The following is a 15,208-nucleotide window of genomic DNA, read 5'->3' as shown; positions in this document are numbered from 1 at the left end:
GCGCGGCGGATCAGGAAACGCTCGTCTTTTCTCCTGCAGCAGCACACCTTTCGTTTTCACCCTGGTACATCTGAAGGCAAAAAAATGTTCAACAATCTGAAGATGAAGACACGCATCATTGGCTTGGTCGTTCTCTTGATGGCCGCCATCGCCGTCGTCGCCTTCCTTGGCCTCGACCTTGCGGCGACCAGCAACCAGGGCGGGCGCAGCATGTATGAGCAAAGCATGAAGCCGATGCAAACCGTCGACGAGGTGGCGCGTCTGATGTCCGAAAACCGCTCGCAGGTCATGCTGGCGCTGCAACACGACCCGGCGAATCCGCTGTCGAAACTGCACGACCATGCGCCAGCCATTCACACCGACGCAATCGGCAGCAACCTCGAGCAAATCAACGCCTTGTGGGCGTCCTACACAAAGAGGCTTGACGGCCCGGAGGAAATGAAGCTGGCCGACAGTTTCGCCGAAATCCGCGGACGCTACGTCAAGGAGGCGCTCATCCCGGCACGTGACATGATCGTGGCCGGCCAGTTCGCCGATGGACAGGTAACGCTGCTGAAAAAGATCAACCCGCTCTACAAGGAAGCCACACAAGCCGGTTCCAAGGTGCGAGAGTTCCTCGACAAGGCAGCGGCGGACCATCTGCAGGCGCAGGGGAGCCGCTTCGCCAGTACGCGCAACGGCATCATCGTTGCCATAGCCGTTGTTCTCCTCGTGGCCGGAATCCTGTCAGTCTGGATCATCCGCTCGATCACGCGACCACTCGGGCACGCCGTGAACGCCGCCAACGCGCTTGCCGCCGGCAATCTGGGCGTACGCATCGAAGCGCAAGGCAAGGATGAGGTCGGCCAACTCATGTCGGCGATGCAGACCATGGTCGGCAAGCTCGGCGAGATCATCGGCGAAGTGCGTACCGCCGCCGACAACCTTTCGAACGCCTCGGGCCAGGTCTCGGCGACCGCCCAGTCGCTCTCGCAATCGTCCAGCGAACAGGCCGCATCGGTCGAGGAAACCACCGCCAGCATGGAGCAGATGAGCGCGTCGATCGTCCAGAATACCGAGAACGCGAAAGTCACCGACGGCATGGCCGCTACCGCTTCGCGGCAGGCCGTCGAAGGCGGCGAAGCCGTCGCCAGGACGGTCGAGGCGATGAAGAGCATCGCCGAGAAAATCGGCATCGTCGACGACATCGCCTACCAGACCAACCTGCTGGCCCTGAACGCCGCCATCGAAGCGGCGCGCGCCGGCGAACATGGCAAGGGTTTCGCGGTCGTTGCCGCCGAGGTCCGGAAGCTCGCCGAGCGCTCGCAGGTCGCGGCGCAGGAAATCGGCAATGTCGCCAAGGACTCGGTGAAACTCGCCGAACGCGCCGGTTCGCTGCTCGGCGAAATGTTGCCTTCGATCCGGAAAACCTCCGATCTCGTCCAGGAAATCGCTGCCGCATCGCAGGAGCAGAGTTCCGGCGTCGGCCAGATCAATGGTGCGATGGGGCAGCTCAACCAGGCGACGCAGCAGAATGCCTCAGCGTCCGAGGAACTCGCTGCCACCGCCGAGGAACTCGGCAGCCAGGCCGCGCAACTGCAGGAGCTGATGACCTTCTTCCGATTGGCCGAGCAGGACCGCCTCGCCACAACGGCGCGCCGGGCCGCCCCGGCCGCCCAGCGGGCGGCGCCCCCCAGGGCAGCGACCCGCGCCGCCGCCGAGGCAGCGGCCGACCACGACTTCGAACATTTCTGAGGAGAACTCCGACCATGACCCTGATCATCCCTGTCCCTGCCCGGCTGGCCGGCGGCTCAATGAGCAGAACTGCCATCCACCGTATCTTTCGATCAGCATATTTACCCTGCCACAGAGGGGATAACAAATCATGTTGAAGAACAGTAGCTTGCGCACAAAACTTGTTGTCAACCTCGTCTTCGGCTGCGGCGTGCTGGTCGTCGCGATCGTGTTCTGCTTGCTGCAAACCAGATCCATAGGGCACGACAGCGAACAAATCTCCACGAGAATACTTCCAGCATTGCAGAAGACTACCGAAATTAGCCAGTTGCGCCTGCGCTATCGGGTACGCAGCCTCGAGTGGCTGCTCGCCGAGACGGCAGAAGAAAGGGCGAAAATCGAGGCTTCGCTGCACAAACTCGACGCCAGCCTCGATGAAGTCTTGCGGAAGTACGAACTGCTGCTATCGCACGACGACGAGAAGGAAGCTTTTCAGGAGACCGTCAAAGCAGTGTCGGCTTACCGAAAAACTGTTGTGGAGGCGATCGAGTTGGCCAAGTCGGGGCAGTTCGACCAGGCTCAAGAGCTACGCAAGACGACATGGGTCAAGGCGGCTGACAACCTGCGCGACAAGACCGACAAACTGCAGAAGATCAATCTCGAGAGAGCCGAATCCGCTGTTGGCGATGCCAGCGCCAAGCTGGAAACGATATTGACTCGCGTATCGTGGGCTCTGATCCTCGGCATCTTGCTCGCAACCATCATCACCTTCCTGATCGCGCAGAGCCTTGCCACTCGAATCCAGGCCAGTGTCGTCGCAGCCCGGCGGCTCGCCACCGGTGACCTCTCCGTCGCCCTCGAAGCCGACGGGAAGGACGAAATCGGTCAGTTGACGATCGCCATGCAGAACATGAGTGGCAAGCTCGGCGAGATCATCGGCGAAGTCCGCAGCGCCGCCGACCACCTCAGCAATGCCTCGGGCCAGGTCTCGTCGACCGCCCAGTCACTCTCGCAGTCGTCCAGCGAACAGGCGGCTTCGCTCGAGGAAACCACCGCCAGCATGGAACAGATGAGCGCGTCGATCGTCCAGAACACCGAGAACGCGAAAGTCACCGACGGCATGGCCACTACCGCTTCGCGGCAGGCCGTCGAAGGCGGCGAAGCCGTCGGCAAAACCGTCGAGGCGATGCAGACCATCGCCGAGAAAATCGGCATCATCGACGACATCGCCTACCAGACCAACCTGCTGGCCTTGAACGCCGCCATCGAAGCGGCGCGCGCCGGCGAACACGGCAAGGGTTTCGCCGTCGTCGCCGCCGAGGTCCGGAAGCTCGCCGAGCGCTCGCAGGTCGCGGCGCAGGAAATCGGCAACGTCGCCAAGGACTCGGTGAAACTCGCCGAACGCGCCGGCTCGCTGCTCGGCGAGATGGTGCCGTCGATCCGGAAAACCTCCGATCTCGTCCAGGAAATCGCTGCCGCATCGCAGGAGCAGAGTTCCGGGGTCGGCCAGATCAATGGTGCGATGGGGCAGCTCAACCAGGCGACGCAGCAGAATGCTTCGGCCTCGGAAGAACTCGCCGCCACCGCCGAGGAACTCGGCAGCCAGGCCGCGCAACTGCAGGAGCTGATGAACTTCTTCCAGTTGGCTGACAGCGGCCGCAGCGTCGCTACCGCAAGAGGGAGCACCCTGAACCGCGCACCGACTCCGGCGGTCGCACCACGCCACAGGGGACCGGCACGCGGCACCGCGCTGACGCCGGCCGAGCACGACGTCGAACGTTTCTGAGGAGGACTCCGACCATGACACAGATCCCCTCTGCCCGGTCGGCCCGTCGCCCGCCGCGCCGCGGCCGCGCTGCAGGCCGCTGCCGAAAGCCCGCCGCAATACCTCACCTTCGTTCTCGGCGGCGAGATGTTCGCCATCGGCATCCTCAACGTCAAGGAAGTCATCGACTACGGCCATCTCACCGGGATCCCGATGATGCCGGCCTTCATCCGCGCCGACTTCATGCATGGTATGGGCAAAGTCGCCGGCCGATTCGTGATCCTCCTCAATACTTCGATATTCCTTCCACTTGGGTACGTACGTGCTGATTTGTTAGCATACGCGAGGGAACTGTCACCACCATGCCGCTGCCTGCGGTACATACTGACAGCGTACCAAAGCAATACCATTCCATTGGCCCACCACTGAAAGAAACGGAGATGTCTATGCGCTCGCTGGTTTTGAGTTTATTCATGATGGTCTGTTCGGCGCTGTCGTTTGCCAACGACAACCCGACCAAGGACGACGCGAAAGCGCTCGTCAAAGAAGCCGTCCAGTTCGTCAAGCAGAACGGCCGTGAGAAGTTCTTCAACGAAGTGCGCAGCCCGAACGGCAAGTTCCACTTCAAAGAAGGCACGAAAAAAGGCCTGTATATTTTTGTTTACGATGAAAAAGGTGTCGTTCTCGCCCACGGCGTCCGGCTCGAACTGACCGGCAAAAACCGCTGGGACGACAAGGACCCGGACGGCAAGTACTGGATCCGCGACTGGACTGCGCTGGTGCAAAAGAGTGGCAGCGGCTGGATCGAGTACAAGGAATTCAACCCCGCCGACAAGAACAAGATCATGAACAAGGCTTCCTTCGTCGAACTGGTCGACGGCATGGTCATCGGCTGCGGCGTGTATTTCTGACCGCGACAGGGCGCAACGGGCAAACCGCTGCGCCATTTTTTACCCCTAACCCAAAAATTCCCGTGCCCAGCACGCGGATAAAAAGTCGTGGAGAGTTGCCACCATGAGTGTGCTAGACCAGAAAATCAGGATCGGAATCCTCGCCACCCCCGTCGTGCTGACGGCGGTGCTGGTATCCATTTCGCTCGCCGCCATCAACTCTCTGGGCAAGGACTCGCTGCGCGAAAAAGGTAGCAGCCTGGCCGTGGTCACCGCCGAAACCGTGAAGGCCGGCGTCCAGTATGGCGTCTTCGACGATGCCGAAAAACTGCTCACACAACTGATCGCCAACGATGGTGATGTGTCCGCCTCGGCGATCGTGGTACAGGACGGCAAGGGTATGGCGGGCGAGAAGGTGAAGAACTTCGCCAAGGGCTACGAGAACGCCGACCTGGCCGGCGCCGTAAAGGCCCTGCTCGCAGCGCCTCCGGCCAAGAAAGGCGAGCCGGTGTTCCTGGGCGAAGGCGAACCGCAATTCATCGCAGCGCGCATCGACCTCACCGCCAACGACCAGATCCAGAGCGGCTTCCTGATCGTCGCGCTAAACAGCAAGCGCATTTCGGCCGACATCAACAAGATTTTCCTCGTCATGATCGGCGCCGGCGGCGGCTTGTTGGTGCTGGGCGCGATCATCTCGCTGATGATTTCCCGCGCCATCATGAACAGCATTGGCGGCGAACCTGCCTACGTACGTGACGTGATGCGCCAGGTTGCCGGCGGCGACCTCACCGTCCAGATCCAGACACGGGCCGGCGACAACGACAGCCTCGCCTTCGCAATCGGACAAACGGTTTCCCGGCTTGCCGAAGTCATCGGCGAAGTCAGGAGTGCGGCGGACAATCTCACTGGCGCCTCGGGCCAGGTGTCAAACACCGCCCAGTTGCTGTCTCAGTTGGCCAGCGAGCAGGCTGCCTTGGTCGAAGAAACCACTGCCAGCATGGAAGAGATGAGCGCGTCGATCGTCCAGAATACCGAGAATGCCAGGCGCACCGACGGCATGGCCTCGACCGCTGCGCGGCAGGCCGTCGAAGGCGGCGAGGCCGTCGCCAGGACGGTCGAGGCGATGAAGAGCATCGCCGACCGGATCGGCATCATCGACGACATCGCCTACCAGACCAACCTGCTGGCCTTGAACGCCGCCATCGAAGCGGCGCGCGCCGGCGAGCATGGCAAGGGTTTCGCCGTCGTCGCCGCCGAGGTGCGAAAGCTCGCCGAGCGCTCGCAGGTCGCCGCGCAGGAGATCGGCAATGTCGCCAAGGACTCGGTGAAACTCGCCGAACGCGCCGGCTCGCTGCTCGGCGAGATGGTGCCATCGATCCGGAAGACCTCCGACCTCGTGCAGGAAATCGCTGCCGCATCGCAGGAGCAGAGTTCCGGCGTCGGCCAGATCAATGGCGCGATGGGGCAGCTCAACCAGGCGACGCAGCAGAACGCCTCGGCGTCCGAGGAACTCGCCGCCACCGCCGAGGAAATGGGCGCGCAGGCGCAGCAACTACAGGAATTGATGGATTTCTTCCAGTTGACCGATCACAGGCAGGGGTGCGAATAGATATGAAATTCGGCCAGAAATTGGTTCTCCTGGTCACGCTGCCGCTCTTGTCTTCCGCCGGATTTGGCATCTGGTTGTGGATGGTCGTCGGACACATCAACGATTCGGTAAAACAGACCCGGGACGAAAGTATCGTCTACGCCATGTTGGCGAAAGACATGGAGAAAGACGTCATTCAGGTGCAGCAGTATCTTTCGGACATCTCGGCGACCCGTGCTCTGGACGGTCTGGACGACGGCATTCAGAAGGCACAGGAGGCTCATGACAATTTCATGAAGAAGGCAGACCGCTTCCGGCAGATGTACGCCGCCGAAAACAACCCGCAGGCTCTGCAGGAAATGGAGGCCATCCGGGTCCGTCTTGGCGCCTATTTCAACATTGGCAACAAAATGGCCCAGGCCTATATCGCCGGTGGCCCGGCTGCAGGAAACCAGTTGATGAGCGACTTTGACGGTGCCAGTGAAGCATTGCAGGATGCCCTGGGCCCTTTTGTCGAATCTCAACTGCATGAAGCAACAAGCAATCTCAATGAAACCGAAGACGCCACACGGCAGCTGAGAAAGATCGCTGCCTTGCTGAATCTTGGCATCATTGTCGCTTCCTCGATCCTGGCAATCCTGCTGATCCGCGGCATCCTGGCGCAGTTGGGCGGCGATCCGGCGCAGGTGGCGAAGATCGTCGCGCAAGTCGCCGAGGGCAAGCTGAGCGTGCAGGTCGACATCCGCAGCAACGATTCCAGCAGCATGCTGGCCGGCATCAAGACGATGATTGCCAGACTCACCGAAATCATCGGCGAAGTACGTACCGCCGCCGACAACCTCAGCAATGCCTCGGGCCAGGTCTCGGCGACCGCCCAGTCGCTCTCGCAATCCTCCAGCGAGCAGGCGGCTTCGGTCGAGGAGACGACTGCGAGCATGGAGCAGATGAGCGCCTCGATCGTCCAGAACACCGAGAACGCCAGGATCACCGACAGCATCGCCTCGGCCGCTTCCCGGCAGGCTATCGAAGGCGGCGAAGCCGTCGGCCGAACCGTCGAGGCGATGAAAACGATCGCCGACAAGATCGGCATCGTCGACGACATCGCCTACCAGACCAATCTGCTGGCCTTGAACGCCGCCATCGAGGCGGCGCGCGCCGGCGAACACGGCAAGGGTTTCGCCGTCGTCGCCGCCGAGGTCCGGAAGCTCGCCGAGCGCTCGCAGGTCGCCGCGCAGGAGATCGGCAATGTCGCCAAGGACTCGGTGAAACTCGCCGAACGCGCCGGTTTGCTGCTCGGCGAGATGGTGCCATCGATCCGGAAGACCTCCGACCTCGTGCAGGAAATCGCTGCCGCATCGCAGGAGCAGAGTTCCGGCGTCGGCCAGATCAATGGCGCGATGGGGCAGCTCAACCAGGCGACGCAGCAGAACGCCTCGGCGTCCGAGGAACTCGCCGCCACCGCCGAGGAACTCGGCAGCCAGGCCGTGCAACTGCAGGAACTGATGACTTTCTTCCAGCTCGCCGACAGCAGCCGTGGCAGCACGGTGGGCGTCAGCGCAATGGCAGCGGCGGCTGCCGCTCCTGGCAAAGACTTCGAACAGTATTAAACGCCATGTTCAACCACCCGCTACCCGCCATGCAGCTTCCCGCATACTCTCCGAGGGCCTGCTGATGAGCAACCCGCGTGACCTCGAGCGCCTGGCGCGCCACGTCAATCCCGGCGGCTGGGCGATCGAAAACGAACGACCGATCGCCACCCTTCTCGGCTCCTGTGTCGCCGTCTGCCTGTGGGACCCGCAGCTCCGGATCGGCGGACTGAATCACTTCATGCTGCCGAAATTCGAGAAATCGGCCAACAAGGATCTCGACGTCCTGCTCTGCGGCAACTACTGCATGGAGGCCTTGATGAACGGCATGCTCGCCCGCGGCGCACAGAAGAAGCGCCTGCAGGGCAAGGCTTTCGGTGGCGGTAACGTCATTTCGTCGCTGACCGGCGTCAGCATCGGCCAGCGCAACGCCGAGTTCGCCCGCGAGTGGCTGGCGCGCGAGGGCATCCAATTGCTTGCCTCGGACATGATGGGTCCGTGGTCGCGCAAGGTGATCCTCGACCCGCAGACCGGCGAAGCTTTCTGCAAGCGTGGACAGACCAACCAGAGCATCGCCGAAGCGGAACAAAGCTACGCCAGCACCCTCTTCGTCGCGCCGAAGAAGACCGACATCGAGCTATTCTGAGGGCCTATGAACGATCCTGAATCCCCGATCACCGACCAGGAGTTCGCGCTCTTCCAGCGGTTGATCTACAAACTGGCCGGCATCAGCCTGTCGGATGCCAAGCGAGTGCTGCTCGTCGGCCGCCTCGGCCGCCGTCTCAAACATTACCGATTTGACACCTACTCCCAGTATTATCGGCTGCTGTCCTCCGGCGAGCATCCCGATGAACTGCAGCAGATGGTCGATCTGCTGACCACCAACGAGACCTACTTCTTCCGCGAGCCACAGCATTTCGATTTCCTGCGCGACGTACTCCTCAAGGATCGGTGCGGAGCAGGCACTTTCCGTATCTGGAGCGGCGCCAGTTCGAGCGGCGAAGAGGCCTACTCGATGGCGATGGTGCTCGCCGAGCATCGCAGCGATGGACCCTGGGAGGTATTCGGGTCGGACATCAGCCTGACCGTCCTGGCGCGAGCACAGGCCGGGGTGTATACGCAGGAGCGTATTTCCGGCATTCCGCCAGACTACTTGCGCAAGTATTGCCTGAAGGGCGTGCGCTCGCAGGAAGGCAAGCTGCTGATCGACAACCGACTCAAGCAGCGCGTCCGTTTCGCGCAGGTAAACCTGACGCAGCCGATCACCGGCGTCGGCGACTTCGACGTGATTTTCTTGCGCAACGTGATGATCTATTTCGATGCCGAAACGAAGCGCAAGGTGATCGAGAACATGCTGCCGCACCTGAAACCGGAGGGCTATTTCATCGTCGGCCATTCGGAATCGCTGCACGGCATCAGCACCCGGCTGCAGGCCCTGAAGCCGACCATTTATCGGCGAGCAAGGTAAAGGTAAAGGCACCGGCCTGCGAGCCTGGCATGCAGTCGTGGCGACCAACTGCACCGCCCTGGAAGCGGCGATGTTCACCGGACGTCTGGTTTTTTCACGGGCGCGCAATGGTGCTGACCTGCAAGCCAGGGATATCGTTCGCCCACACCCGTTCGTTAAGGAGCATGACTCGGGCGTTCAGCCAGCGCAGATGCTCTTTCAATTTCTTCCGGTGAACATCGAGTCTTGGCTTGATTGCTTGCGAAGTTAGTCCGTGGCTATCGATTTCCATCCAGAGAACGACGACCAGTTGTACCTTCGGCGATGCGCAGGCCTTGCCAATTCTCGTCCAGTCACGATCGAAAGTTCGTCCCGCGCCGACAATACCGGCGATACTGTCGCGAACCTTCTGCGCGACTTCGCGAGCCAAGTCCCCGGTTGATGCGTCGATACGGTCCCGGTTTTGCGTGTGATATGCTCTGAAGTCCTTGACTTCGATAAAGAACACGACCTCTTCATCAGACGCTTGCCCGCAAAAATCGACTGCTCTTGATCCCTCCACTGCTTTCTGCAGAGCCTTGCTGCATGCTTCGTCGTCGTACTTGGCAACGATCCATTGGTCGCCGAAGGCAAACCGTTGGCGCCCTTCATGAAACTCGACCGGACCACGCCTCACTTTCTTTCCCCTTTCACTGATGATGCTCCGGCCTGTTTGTTCAACAAGCGGCGCATGAACTCTGACTGACGGTCGTAGTGGTCTGCAAACTCGCCGACTAGATCGTTGTCTGTCAGATCGGCCAAGGTATTCCCGGTTTGAACAGTGAAGTCTGGACTGACGCTCAAGCCGAAGAATCGGATGTCCGCACTTTCCGCCATCGGAAAAAGTTCGGAGAACTCCATGGCCATCGACAATTCACTGGTCAGGAGATAATCGTGGGTGGAAACGAATATTTGAATGCCAAAGGCGGCCAATTTGCGTAGTATCTCGGCCACCACGCTCACCAATCGAGGGTTCAGGTTGGCCTCGGGCTCATCCCAGAAAAGCACGCTGTTTTGCAATAGCGACCCGTTCAGAACCAAATGAGTAAGGCTGGCAAGTTTGCGGTGACCTTCGGCGACCAGGTGAGCCTCGAGATTCCCTTCAGGCGATGTGAGGTAGAAGCGGTTCCCTGTCAGGCGGACACTACCGCCGAGAATCTTTTCTAGTGGTTCAGCGAGGGATCGGGCACGCGCTAGGCGAGGTCCGAGGAGAGGACTGCCCGACAAGAGCACGCAAATGTCTCTATAGGTTTCATCGAAAGAAAGTTCTCGGGTTTCATAGGCCTGGATGAAGCCTTCGTACATTGCCAGTGTTTCTCTTGAGGGCAGAAAGATCGCCGGGCCACTCATGCTGGCTTCGACAGAGTCCACATGCAAGTTACCCAGGGTAGTCAACCGCCAAGCAATCTTGCCGCTATCGGTGGTAACGGATATTGTTGCTTTTGCGCGCCCGGTTGTTCGGGTGACTAGCCGACTGATGGCTTGGCCGTCAGGTTTGAAAACGCCCGCCAGTTTTTTTGCTAGTTCCTGCTGAAAAATGCGCGCACGGTCTGTCGTTTGATCAGGTGGAAGGCTCTTGATGATCGCATAGAGCAGTTTCATCAGGTGAGACTTGCCACTTCCGTTTTTCCCAATGAATACGTTCACTCCCGGTGAAAAGTCGAAACTGGCCTGTTTCAGTACGGTGAACTTGCGAATATCTGCGCCTAGAATTTTCATGCTAAATTGCCTTCGATCGATTATCGAGGCGATATTCGCCTCACTTGAGGAGCAACCGGAATACCTAATGGTTGAACATAAATTCTTCAAATCCCCGCAACAGAACATCACCGAAGCCGATCAGGCTTTCAACAACTCTTCCCGATTTCCCAGCCAGCGCTGCAAATGCCGCCCGGCGCGCTCGGGATCGGTGCGCAACAGGTGCACGGCCAGGGCTTGCGCGAGTTCGACGAGATCGGCATCGCCTTCGAGGTCGGCGTAGCGCAGCAGCGGCACACCCGACTGGCGGCTGCCGACGAACTCGCCGGGACCGCGTAGATGCAGGTCCTGGCGAGCGATCTCGAAACCATCGGTGTTTTCAAAAATGATCTTCAGACGTGCCCTTGCGGTCGGCGACAAGGGCTGCTGATAGAGCAGCACACAGACCGAATCATGGCTGCCACGACCGACGCGTCCGCGCAACTGGTGAAGTTGCGAAAGTCCGAAGCGCTCGGCGTGTTCGATGACCATCAAGGTGGCGTTGGCGACGTCGACACCGACTTCGATGACAGTGGTCGCGACCAGGACATCGATCTCGCCGGCGACGAAAGCGGCCATCACTGCCGCCTTTTCATCGCTGCGCAGACGGCCATGCACGAGACCGATGCGCAGATCGGGAAGTTCGGCACGGAGCACTGCGCAGGTTTCCAGCGCCGCCTGCAGTTCGAGCTTCGCCGACTCCTCGACCAGCGGACAGACCCAGTACGCCTGGCGTCCTCCGGCAACGACCGCGCGCACCGCGGCAATGACCTGCTCCCGACGAGTATCGGAAAACAGCCGCGTCCTGACCGGCGATCGTCCCGGCGGCATTTCGTCAATCACCGAAACGTCGAGGTCGGCGTAGTAGCTCATTGCCAGCGTGCGCGGAATCGGTGTCGCGGACATCATCAACTGGTGCGGGTTGCCGCCCTTGCGCCGCAACTCGAGCCGCTGCATGACGCCGAAGCGGTGCTGCTCGTCAACGATGGCGAGACCGAGACGGGCGAAATCGATGCTCTCCTGAATCAGCGCATGCGTTCCGACGACCAGTTGCGCGGTCGTCGCGGCCTGTAACTGCCTGGCCTGCTTGACGCTCTTCCTGAGGCTGCCCGCCAGCCAGAGGACTTCGACAGCGAGCGGCTCGAACCAGGCGCGCAGCTTCAGGAAATGCTGTTCGGCGAGGATTTCGGTCGGCGCCATGAAGGCCGTCTGATAACCCGCCTCGATGGTCTGACAAGCAGCCAGTGCCGCGACGATGGTCTTGCCGCAGCCGACATCTCCCTGCAGCAGACGCTGCATCGGGTAAGGCTCGGCAAGGTCGCCGGCAATCTCGGCCGCGACGCGCTGCTGCGCGCCAGTCAGCGCAAAGGGCAGCGAGGCCTTGAAACGGCGGGCGAGCCGACCGGCGCCCGCCAGCACCGGCGCACCCTTGCTGCGGCGCGCCAGGTAGGCCCGGCGCAGCGAGAGCTGTTGCGCCAGCAGTTCGTCAAACTTGATTCGCCGCCAGGCAGGGTGGCTGCGGGTCTGCAGCGCCGCTTCCGAGGCTTCGGGCGGCGGCGCATGCAGGAGGGTCACAGCGGTGCCAAAAGGCAGCAGTGAATGACGCTTGCACCAGTCGAGGTCGAGCAATTCGGTCAGGTCGGCATTCTGCAGCGCGCGCGCGATGAGTCGGCGCAAGCTGGCCTGCGACAAACCGGCCGTAGTGGGATAGACGGGGGTCAGGGACTCGGGCAGCTTCTCTTCATCGGCCAGGATACGGTAGCGTGGATGCACCATCTCGGGGCCCAGGAATCCGCAGCGGATTTCGCCGAAAAGGCGCAGCCGGTACCCGCATGCGCGCGCGTTTTCCAGCGCCCGCTGCTGGCTGCCGTAGAAACTCAGGAAACGCAGGTCGAGAACGCTGCTGCCAGCGTTCGCATCGCTGACCCGGACCAGCAGTTGGCGACGCGGCGCCGGCCGGACCGAAAGATCGATGATCCGGACCTCGACCTGCACCGGAACACCGCAGGGGGCGTCAGCGATGGCGGTGATGCGCGTTTCGTCCTCGTAGCGCAGGGGAAGATGCAGGACGAGATCGTCGCGCCGATGCAGACCCAGCTTTTGCAGCCGGTTCCGGATGACTGGCGGCGCATCGATTGCGTCCTCGGTCGGCATCAGCCGTCGACCACCATCACCGCGTCGGCTTCAACCAGCGCGCCGCGCGGCAGGGAAGCCACGCCGACCGCGGCGCGGGCCGGAAAAGGCTCAGAAAAATAGCAGCCCATCACCGAGTTGACGGTCGAGAAATGTGCCAGGTCGGTGAGAAAGACGTTGAGCTTGACGACATCGGCCAGCGAGCCGCCAGCCGCTTCCGCCACGGCCTTGAGGTTGTCGAAAACGCGAACGATCTGCGCGTCGATCCCGTCGACCATTTGCATGCTGGCCGGATCCAGGCCGATCTGGCCGGAGAGATAGATGGTATTGCCGACCTGGACCGCCTGCGAGTAGGTGCCTATCGCCGCGGGCGCATGCGGGGTTGAAATGATCGTTCTGGCCATGCTGATGTCCTCTACAATGAGTGCTTGAAAATGGAGATGGTAAATGACGACGACGCTGATCGCCAATCTCGAAAAACTGCTCGGCGGCCCGCGTGACGGCGCTGTGCTGCGTTATTCACTGGGCAACGAGTATCTCAAGGCCGGCCACTTTGAACAAGCGGCAATGCACCTGCGGGCAGCGGTCGAGATCGATGCCCGCTATTCGGCAGCATGGAAACTGCTCGGCAAAGCGCTGCGCGAGAGCGGTCGCAGCGCCGAAGCCCTCGCTGCCTATGAACAGGGGATCGTCGTCGCCGAAAGCCGGGGGGACATTCAGGCGGCCAGGGAGATGACCGTTTTTGCCCGCCGCCTGCGCCGCCAACTGCCGGCGGCAGAGAACTGAGCCATCAAGGCCGGCTGACCTTGCCGACCGTGATCAGTCCGTCGATCCCAAGCCCCTTGATCTTTCGGCGAGCCGCCTCGGCCTCGGCACGCGTCCGGAATGGGCCGAGCTGCAGGCGCAGCTCCATGCTGGCAGGGATGCCTTCTGCGACAAACCTTGCCTGCAGCGCTTCGGCTTGACGCACATCCGGCAAGACTCCGGACTGCACGACGTACCCCGACAGCAGGCGTGCTGCTGGCACAGCGAGCGGTTCGGCCGCGGGAGCGCTTTCTTCGCCAGCCGCCGCGGCAAGGTTCGCTTGGCCGGACGGCGACGACGACAGTTCCACCGATGGCAGCCCCTTCTCAAGCGCTGCACCGCTGGCTTGCGGCTCCGCGACGAGTGGCACGAGCGGCGGCGTTTCGGCAGGCGGTGCAGCGGCTTTCTCGGGGGGAGGCGGTTTTCTGACCGGCACCGGCTGGGTGAACCGTGGAGCCGCGGGCATCTCTTCATCGGCCATATTCAGGTAATCGAGCAGCAGCAGCGCAGCCAGTGCAGCCAGGATCAAGAGCGCGGCAACACCCATTTGCCACCACAACTGACGCTTGAGATCGGCTTGCCCTGGCCAACCCGACGCGGCAATGGCGGGTGTAGCCGGTGGGGAAGCTGCTGGCTGCGAGTGGCCTGGCGGTCGAGTCGCCATTTTCCGGGCGCGGCTAACGATCATGACTTTTCCAGGCACCCCCGATCATGAAAGTCATGACCGTTTCCCTCTCCCCCGACCCCTCCCCCGCGAGGGGGGAGGGGAGATTCGTGAGTCGCATACGCGACTTTCACATTAAACAGCCCTTCGTGGCGGTTGCGCGCCAGCGCGACCACCAGGTCCGCCTCGGCACGCGCAATGCCACAGTGATGAGCGATGGTGGTCGCATCGTGCCCCTGGATCGCCAGTTGCATGGCATCGTTGTACAACGGCGATGCACCCTGCGCAGGACCTGCCGATTGCGCATACTGGCGCCGAAAGTCCTCACGGGTGGCCAGCAATTCGGCACGCAACTCGTCCACTTCGCAGCGCAGCTGATAAAACTCCCGCTGCAAGGCATCGATCAGCGCCTGCCCGGGAATTTCCGGCGGCGGCTCGTTCCAGGCGAATTCGGGTTTGCCGGCATCGACCCGTGCCGGCGCCTCCACGGGGCGGCGCTCGCGTCGGGGGAGCTTCCGGCCGGCGGCGGATCGACCGCCGCTGGCGACCGGCGGCGGTTCCTGGATGGCGCTGTAGGCCGCCACCGCCGACTGCGCCGCCAGCGGCGGTACGGCAGCCATGCTGCGCTGCAGACGCCGCATTCGGAAAAAGAGGACGATGATGTACACCACCAGCAAGGCGATGATCGCCATCAGTCCTTCGCGCCATCCGAGACTGCCCAGTAGCTCCAGATCCATTGTGCGCCTTCGTGCCCGTGTCCGGCGAACATTATGCCAGACACCTGCCTGCGCTCAAGCGGGAACTTGCTTTCCTGCCCGTCCCCGGCCAGCCTCGCCGGAAGG

14 protein-coding genes and 1 pseudogene are annotated in these 15,208 nt (G+C 61.7%); 9 read left to right on the top strand and 6 right to left on the bottom strand.

Annotation, left to right across the window (positions count from 1 at the left end; translation table 11 throughout):
* Window positions 1-84 precede the first annotated feature (84 nt).
* The 8 genes and pseudogenes from V5B59_RS21170 (at window position 85) to V5B59_RS21135 (ending at window position 9,010) form a co-directional block, all read left to right on the top strand.
* Window positions 85-1,734 carry a methyl-accepting chemotaxis protein gene (locus V5B59_RS21170; protein ID WP_169071917.1) on the top strand — a complete coding sequence of 550 codons (1,650 nt, stop codon included), beginning with the start codon at window positions 85-87 and terminating at the stop codon, window positions 1,732-1,734.
* Between the two features lie 130 nt (window positions 1,735-1,864).
* On the top strand, window positions 1,865-3,499 hold the full coding sequence (locus V5B59_RS21165) for a methyl-accepting chemotaxis protein (protein ID WP_169071916.1): 1,635 nt from the start codon (window positions 1,865-1,867) through the stop codon (window positions 3,497-3,499).
* A gap of 69 nt (window positions 3,500-3,568) precedes the next feature.
* Window positions 3,569-3,757: pseudogene (locus tag V5B59_RS26380) on the top strand (chemotaxis protein CheW); the annotation flags it as partial.
* A gap of 83 nt (window positions 3,758-3,840) precedes the next feature.
* Complete coding sequence (locus V5B59_RS21155; RefSeq protein WP_332352301.1) at window positions 3,841-4,389, top strand: cache domain-containing protein; 549 nt, start codon at window positions 3,841-3,843, stop codon at window positions 4,387-4,389.
* Window positions 4,390-4,492: 103 nt separating this feature from the next.
* A complete protein-coding gene (locus tag V5B59_RS21150; RefSeq protein WP_332352300.1) occupies window positions 4,493-5,977 on the top strand; it encodes a methyl-accepting chemotaxis protein in 1,485 nt (494 codons plus the stop codon).
* 2 nt (window positions 5,978-5,979) lie between these two features.
* Window positions 5,980-7,563, top strand: a complete 1,584-nt coding sequence (locus V5B59_RS21145; RefSeq protein WP_169069006.1) for a methyl-accepting chemotaxis protein — start codon at window positions 5,980-5,982, stop codon at window positions 7,561-7,563.
* A gap of 64 nt (window positions 7,564-7,627) precedes the next feature.
* Complete coding sequence (locus V5B59_RS21140) at window positions 7,628-8,188, top strand: chemotaxis protein CheD (RefSeq protein WP_169069007.1); 561 nt, start codon at window positions 7,628-7,630, stop codon at window positions 8,186-8,188.
* Between the two features lie 6 nt (window positions 8,189-8,194).
* Window positions 8,195-9,010: a CheR family methyltransferase gene (locus V5B59_RS21135; protein ID WP_169069008.1), complete on the top strand. Its 816-nt coding sequence runs from the start codon at window positions 8,195-8,197 to the stop codon at window positions 9,008-9,010.
* Window positions 9,011-9,104: 94 nt separating this feature from the next.
* Here the strand turns inward: V5B59_RS21135 and V5B59_RS21130 are convergent, their stop codons facing one another.
* From V5B59_RS21130 to V5B59_RS21115, 4 genes are all read right to left on the bottom strand, one after another.
* Window positions 9,105-9,665: a hypothetical protein gene (locus tag V5B59_RS21130; protein ID WP_332352299.1), complete on the bottom strand. Its 561-nt coding sequence runs from the start codon at window positions 9,663-9,665 to the stop codon at window positions 9,105-9,107.
* On the bottom strand, window positions 9,662-10,747 hold the full coding sequence (locus V5B59_RS21125; RefSeq protein ID WP_332352298.1) for an AAA family ATPase: 1,086 nt from the start codon (window positions 10,745-10,747) through the stop codon (window positions 9,662-9,664). The genes V5B59_RS21130 and V5B59_RS21125 overlap by 4 nt, the downstream gene beginning before the upstream one ends.
* A 120-nt stretch (window positions 10,748-10,867) precedes the next feature.
* Complete coding sequence (recG, locus tag V5B59_RS21120; protein ID WP_169069012.1) at window positions 10,868-12,919, bottom strand: ATP-dependent DNA helicase RecG; 2,052 nt, start codon at window positions 12,917-12,919, stop codon at window positions 10,868-10,870.
* Complete coding sequence (locus tag V5B59_RS21115) at window positions 12,919-13,302, bottom strand: RidA family protein (protein WP_034913164.1); 384 nt, start codon at window positions 13,300-13,302, stop codon at window positions 12,919-12,921. Before V5B59_RS21115 ends, recG begins: the two co-directional genes overlap by 1 nt.
* A gap of 43 nt (window positions 13,303-13,345) precedes the next feature.
* Between V5B59_RS21115 and V5B59_RS21110 the strand changes: the two genes are divergently transcribed.
* Window positions 13,346-13,684: a tetratricopeptide repeat protein gene (locus V5B59_RS21110; protein WP_169069013.1), complete on the top strand. Its 339-nt coding sequence runs from the start codon at window positions 13,346-13,348 to the stop codon at window positions 13,682-13,684.
* A 4-nt stretch (window positions 13,685-13,688) separates the two neighbouring features.
* Here the strand turns inward: V5B59_RS21110 and V5B59_RS21105 are convergent, their stop codons facing one another.
* Together V5B59_RS21105 and V5B59_RS21100 are read right to left on the bottom strand one after the other, a co-directional pair.
* Window positions 13,689-14,390 carry an SPOR domain-containing protein gene (locus V5B59_RS21105; protein WP_332352297.1) on the bottom strand — a complete coding sequence of 234 codons (702 nt, stop codon included), beginning with the start codon at window positions 14,388-14,390 and terminating at the stop codon, window positions 13,689-13,691.
* Window positions 14,387-15,103, bottom strand: coding sequence for a DUF2802 domain-containing protein (locus V5B59_RS21100; protein WP_332352296.1), 717 nt, complete (start codon window positions 15,101-15,103; stop codon window positions 14,387-14,389). The genes V5B59_RS21105 and V5B59_RS21100 overlap by 4 nt, the downstream gene beginning before the upstream one ends.
* Between the last annotated feature and the right edge of the window lie 105 nt (window positions 15,104-15,208).

Source organism: Candidatus Accumulibacter contiguus (assembly GCF_036625285.1).
GTDB lineage: Bacteria > Pseudomonadota > Gammaproteobacteria > Burkholderiales > Rhodocyclaceae > Accumulibacter > Accumulibacter contiguus.
Note: the sequence above shows the minus strand (reverse complement) of the source record. Positions and strands in the feature narration are given on the sequence as shown.

What these genes read in the sequence shown, in the direction of transcription:
- V5B59_RS21170 (WP_169071917.1), top strand. Translation starts at nt 85, where the DNA reads ATGTTCAACAATCTGAAGATGAAGACACGCATCATTGGCTTGGTCGTT.
- V5B59_RS21165 (WP_169071916.1), top strand. Translation starts at nt 1,865, where the DNA reads ATGTTGAAGAACAGTAGCTTGCGCACAAAACTTGTTGTCAACCTCGTC.
- V5B59_RS21155 (WP_332352301.1), top strand. Translation starts at nt 3,841, where the DNA reads ATGCCGCTGCCTGCGGTACATACTGACAGCGTACCAAAGCAATACCAT.
- V5B59_RS21150 (WP_332352300.1), top strand. Translation starts at nt 4,493, where the DNA reads ATGAGTGTGCTAGACCAGAAAATCAGGATCGGAATCCTCGCCACCCCC.
- V5B59_RS21145 (WP_169069006.1), top strand. Translation starts at nt 5,980, where the DNA reads ATGAAATTCGGCCAGAAATTGGTTCTCCTGGTCACGCTGCCGCTCTTG.
- V5B59_RS21140 (WP_169069007.1), top strand. Translation starts at nt 7,628, where the DNA reads ATGAGCAACCCGCGTGACCTCGAGCGCCTGGCGCGCCACGTCAATCCC.
- V5B59_RS21135 (WP_169069008.1), top strand. Translation starts at nt 8,195, where the DNA reads ATGAACGATCCTGAATCCCCGATCACCGACCAGGAGTTCGCGCTCTTC.
- V5B59_RS21125 (WP_332352298.1), bottom strand. Translation starts at nt 10,747, where the DNA reads ATGAAAATTCTAGGCGCAGATATTCGCAAGTTCACCGTACTGAAACAG.
- recG (WP_169069012.1), bottom strand. Translation starts at nt 12,919, where the DNA reads ATGCCGACCGAGGACGCAATCGATGCGCCGCCAGTCATCCGGAACCGG.
- V5B59_RS21115 (WP_034913164.1), bottom strand. Translation starts at nt 13,302, where the DNA reads ATGGCCAGAACGATCATTTCAACCCCGCATGCGCCCGCGGCGATAGGC.
- V5B59_RS21110 (WP_169069013.1), top strand. Translation starts at nt 13,346, where the DNA reads ATGACGACGACGCTGATCGCCAATCTCGAAAAACTGCTCGGCGGCCCG.
- V5B59_RS21105 (WP_332352297.1), bottom strand. Translation starts at nt 14,390, where the DNA reads ATGATCGTTAGCCGCGCCCGGAAAATGGCGACTCGACCGCCAGGCCAC.
- V5B59_RS21100 (WP_332352296.1), bottom strand. Translation starts at nt 15,103, where the DNA reads ATGGATCTGGAGCTACTGGGCAGTCTCGGATGGCGCGAAGGACTGATG.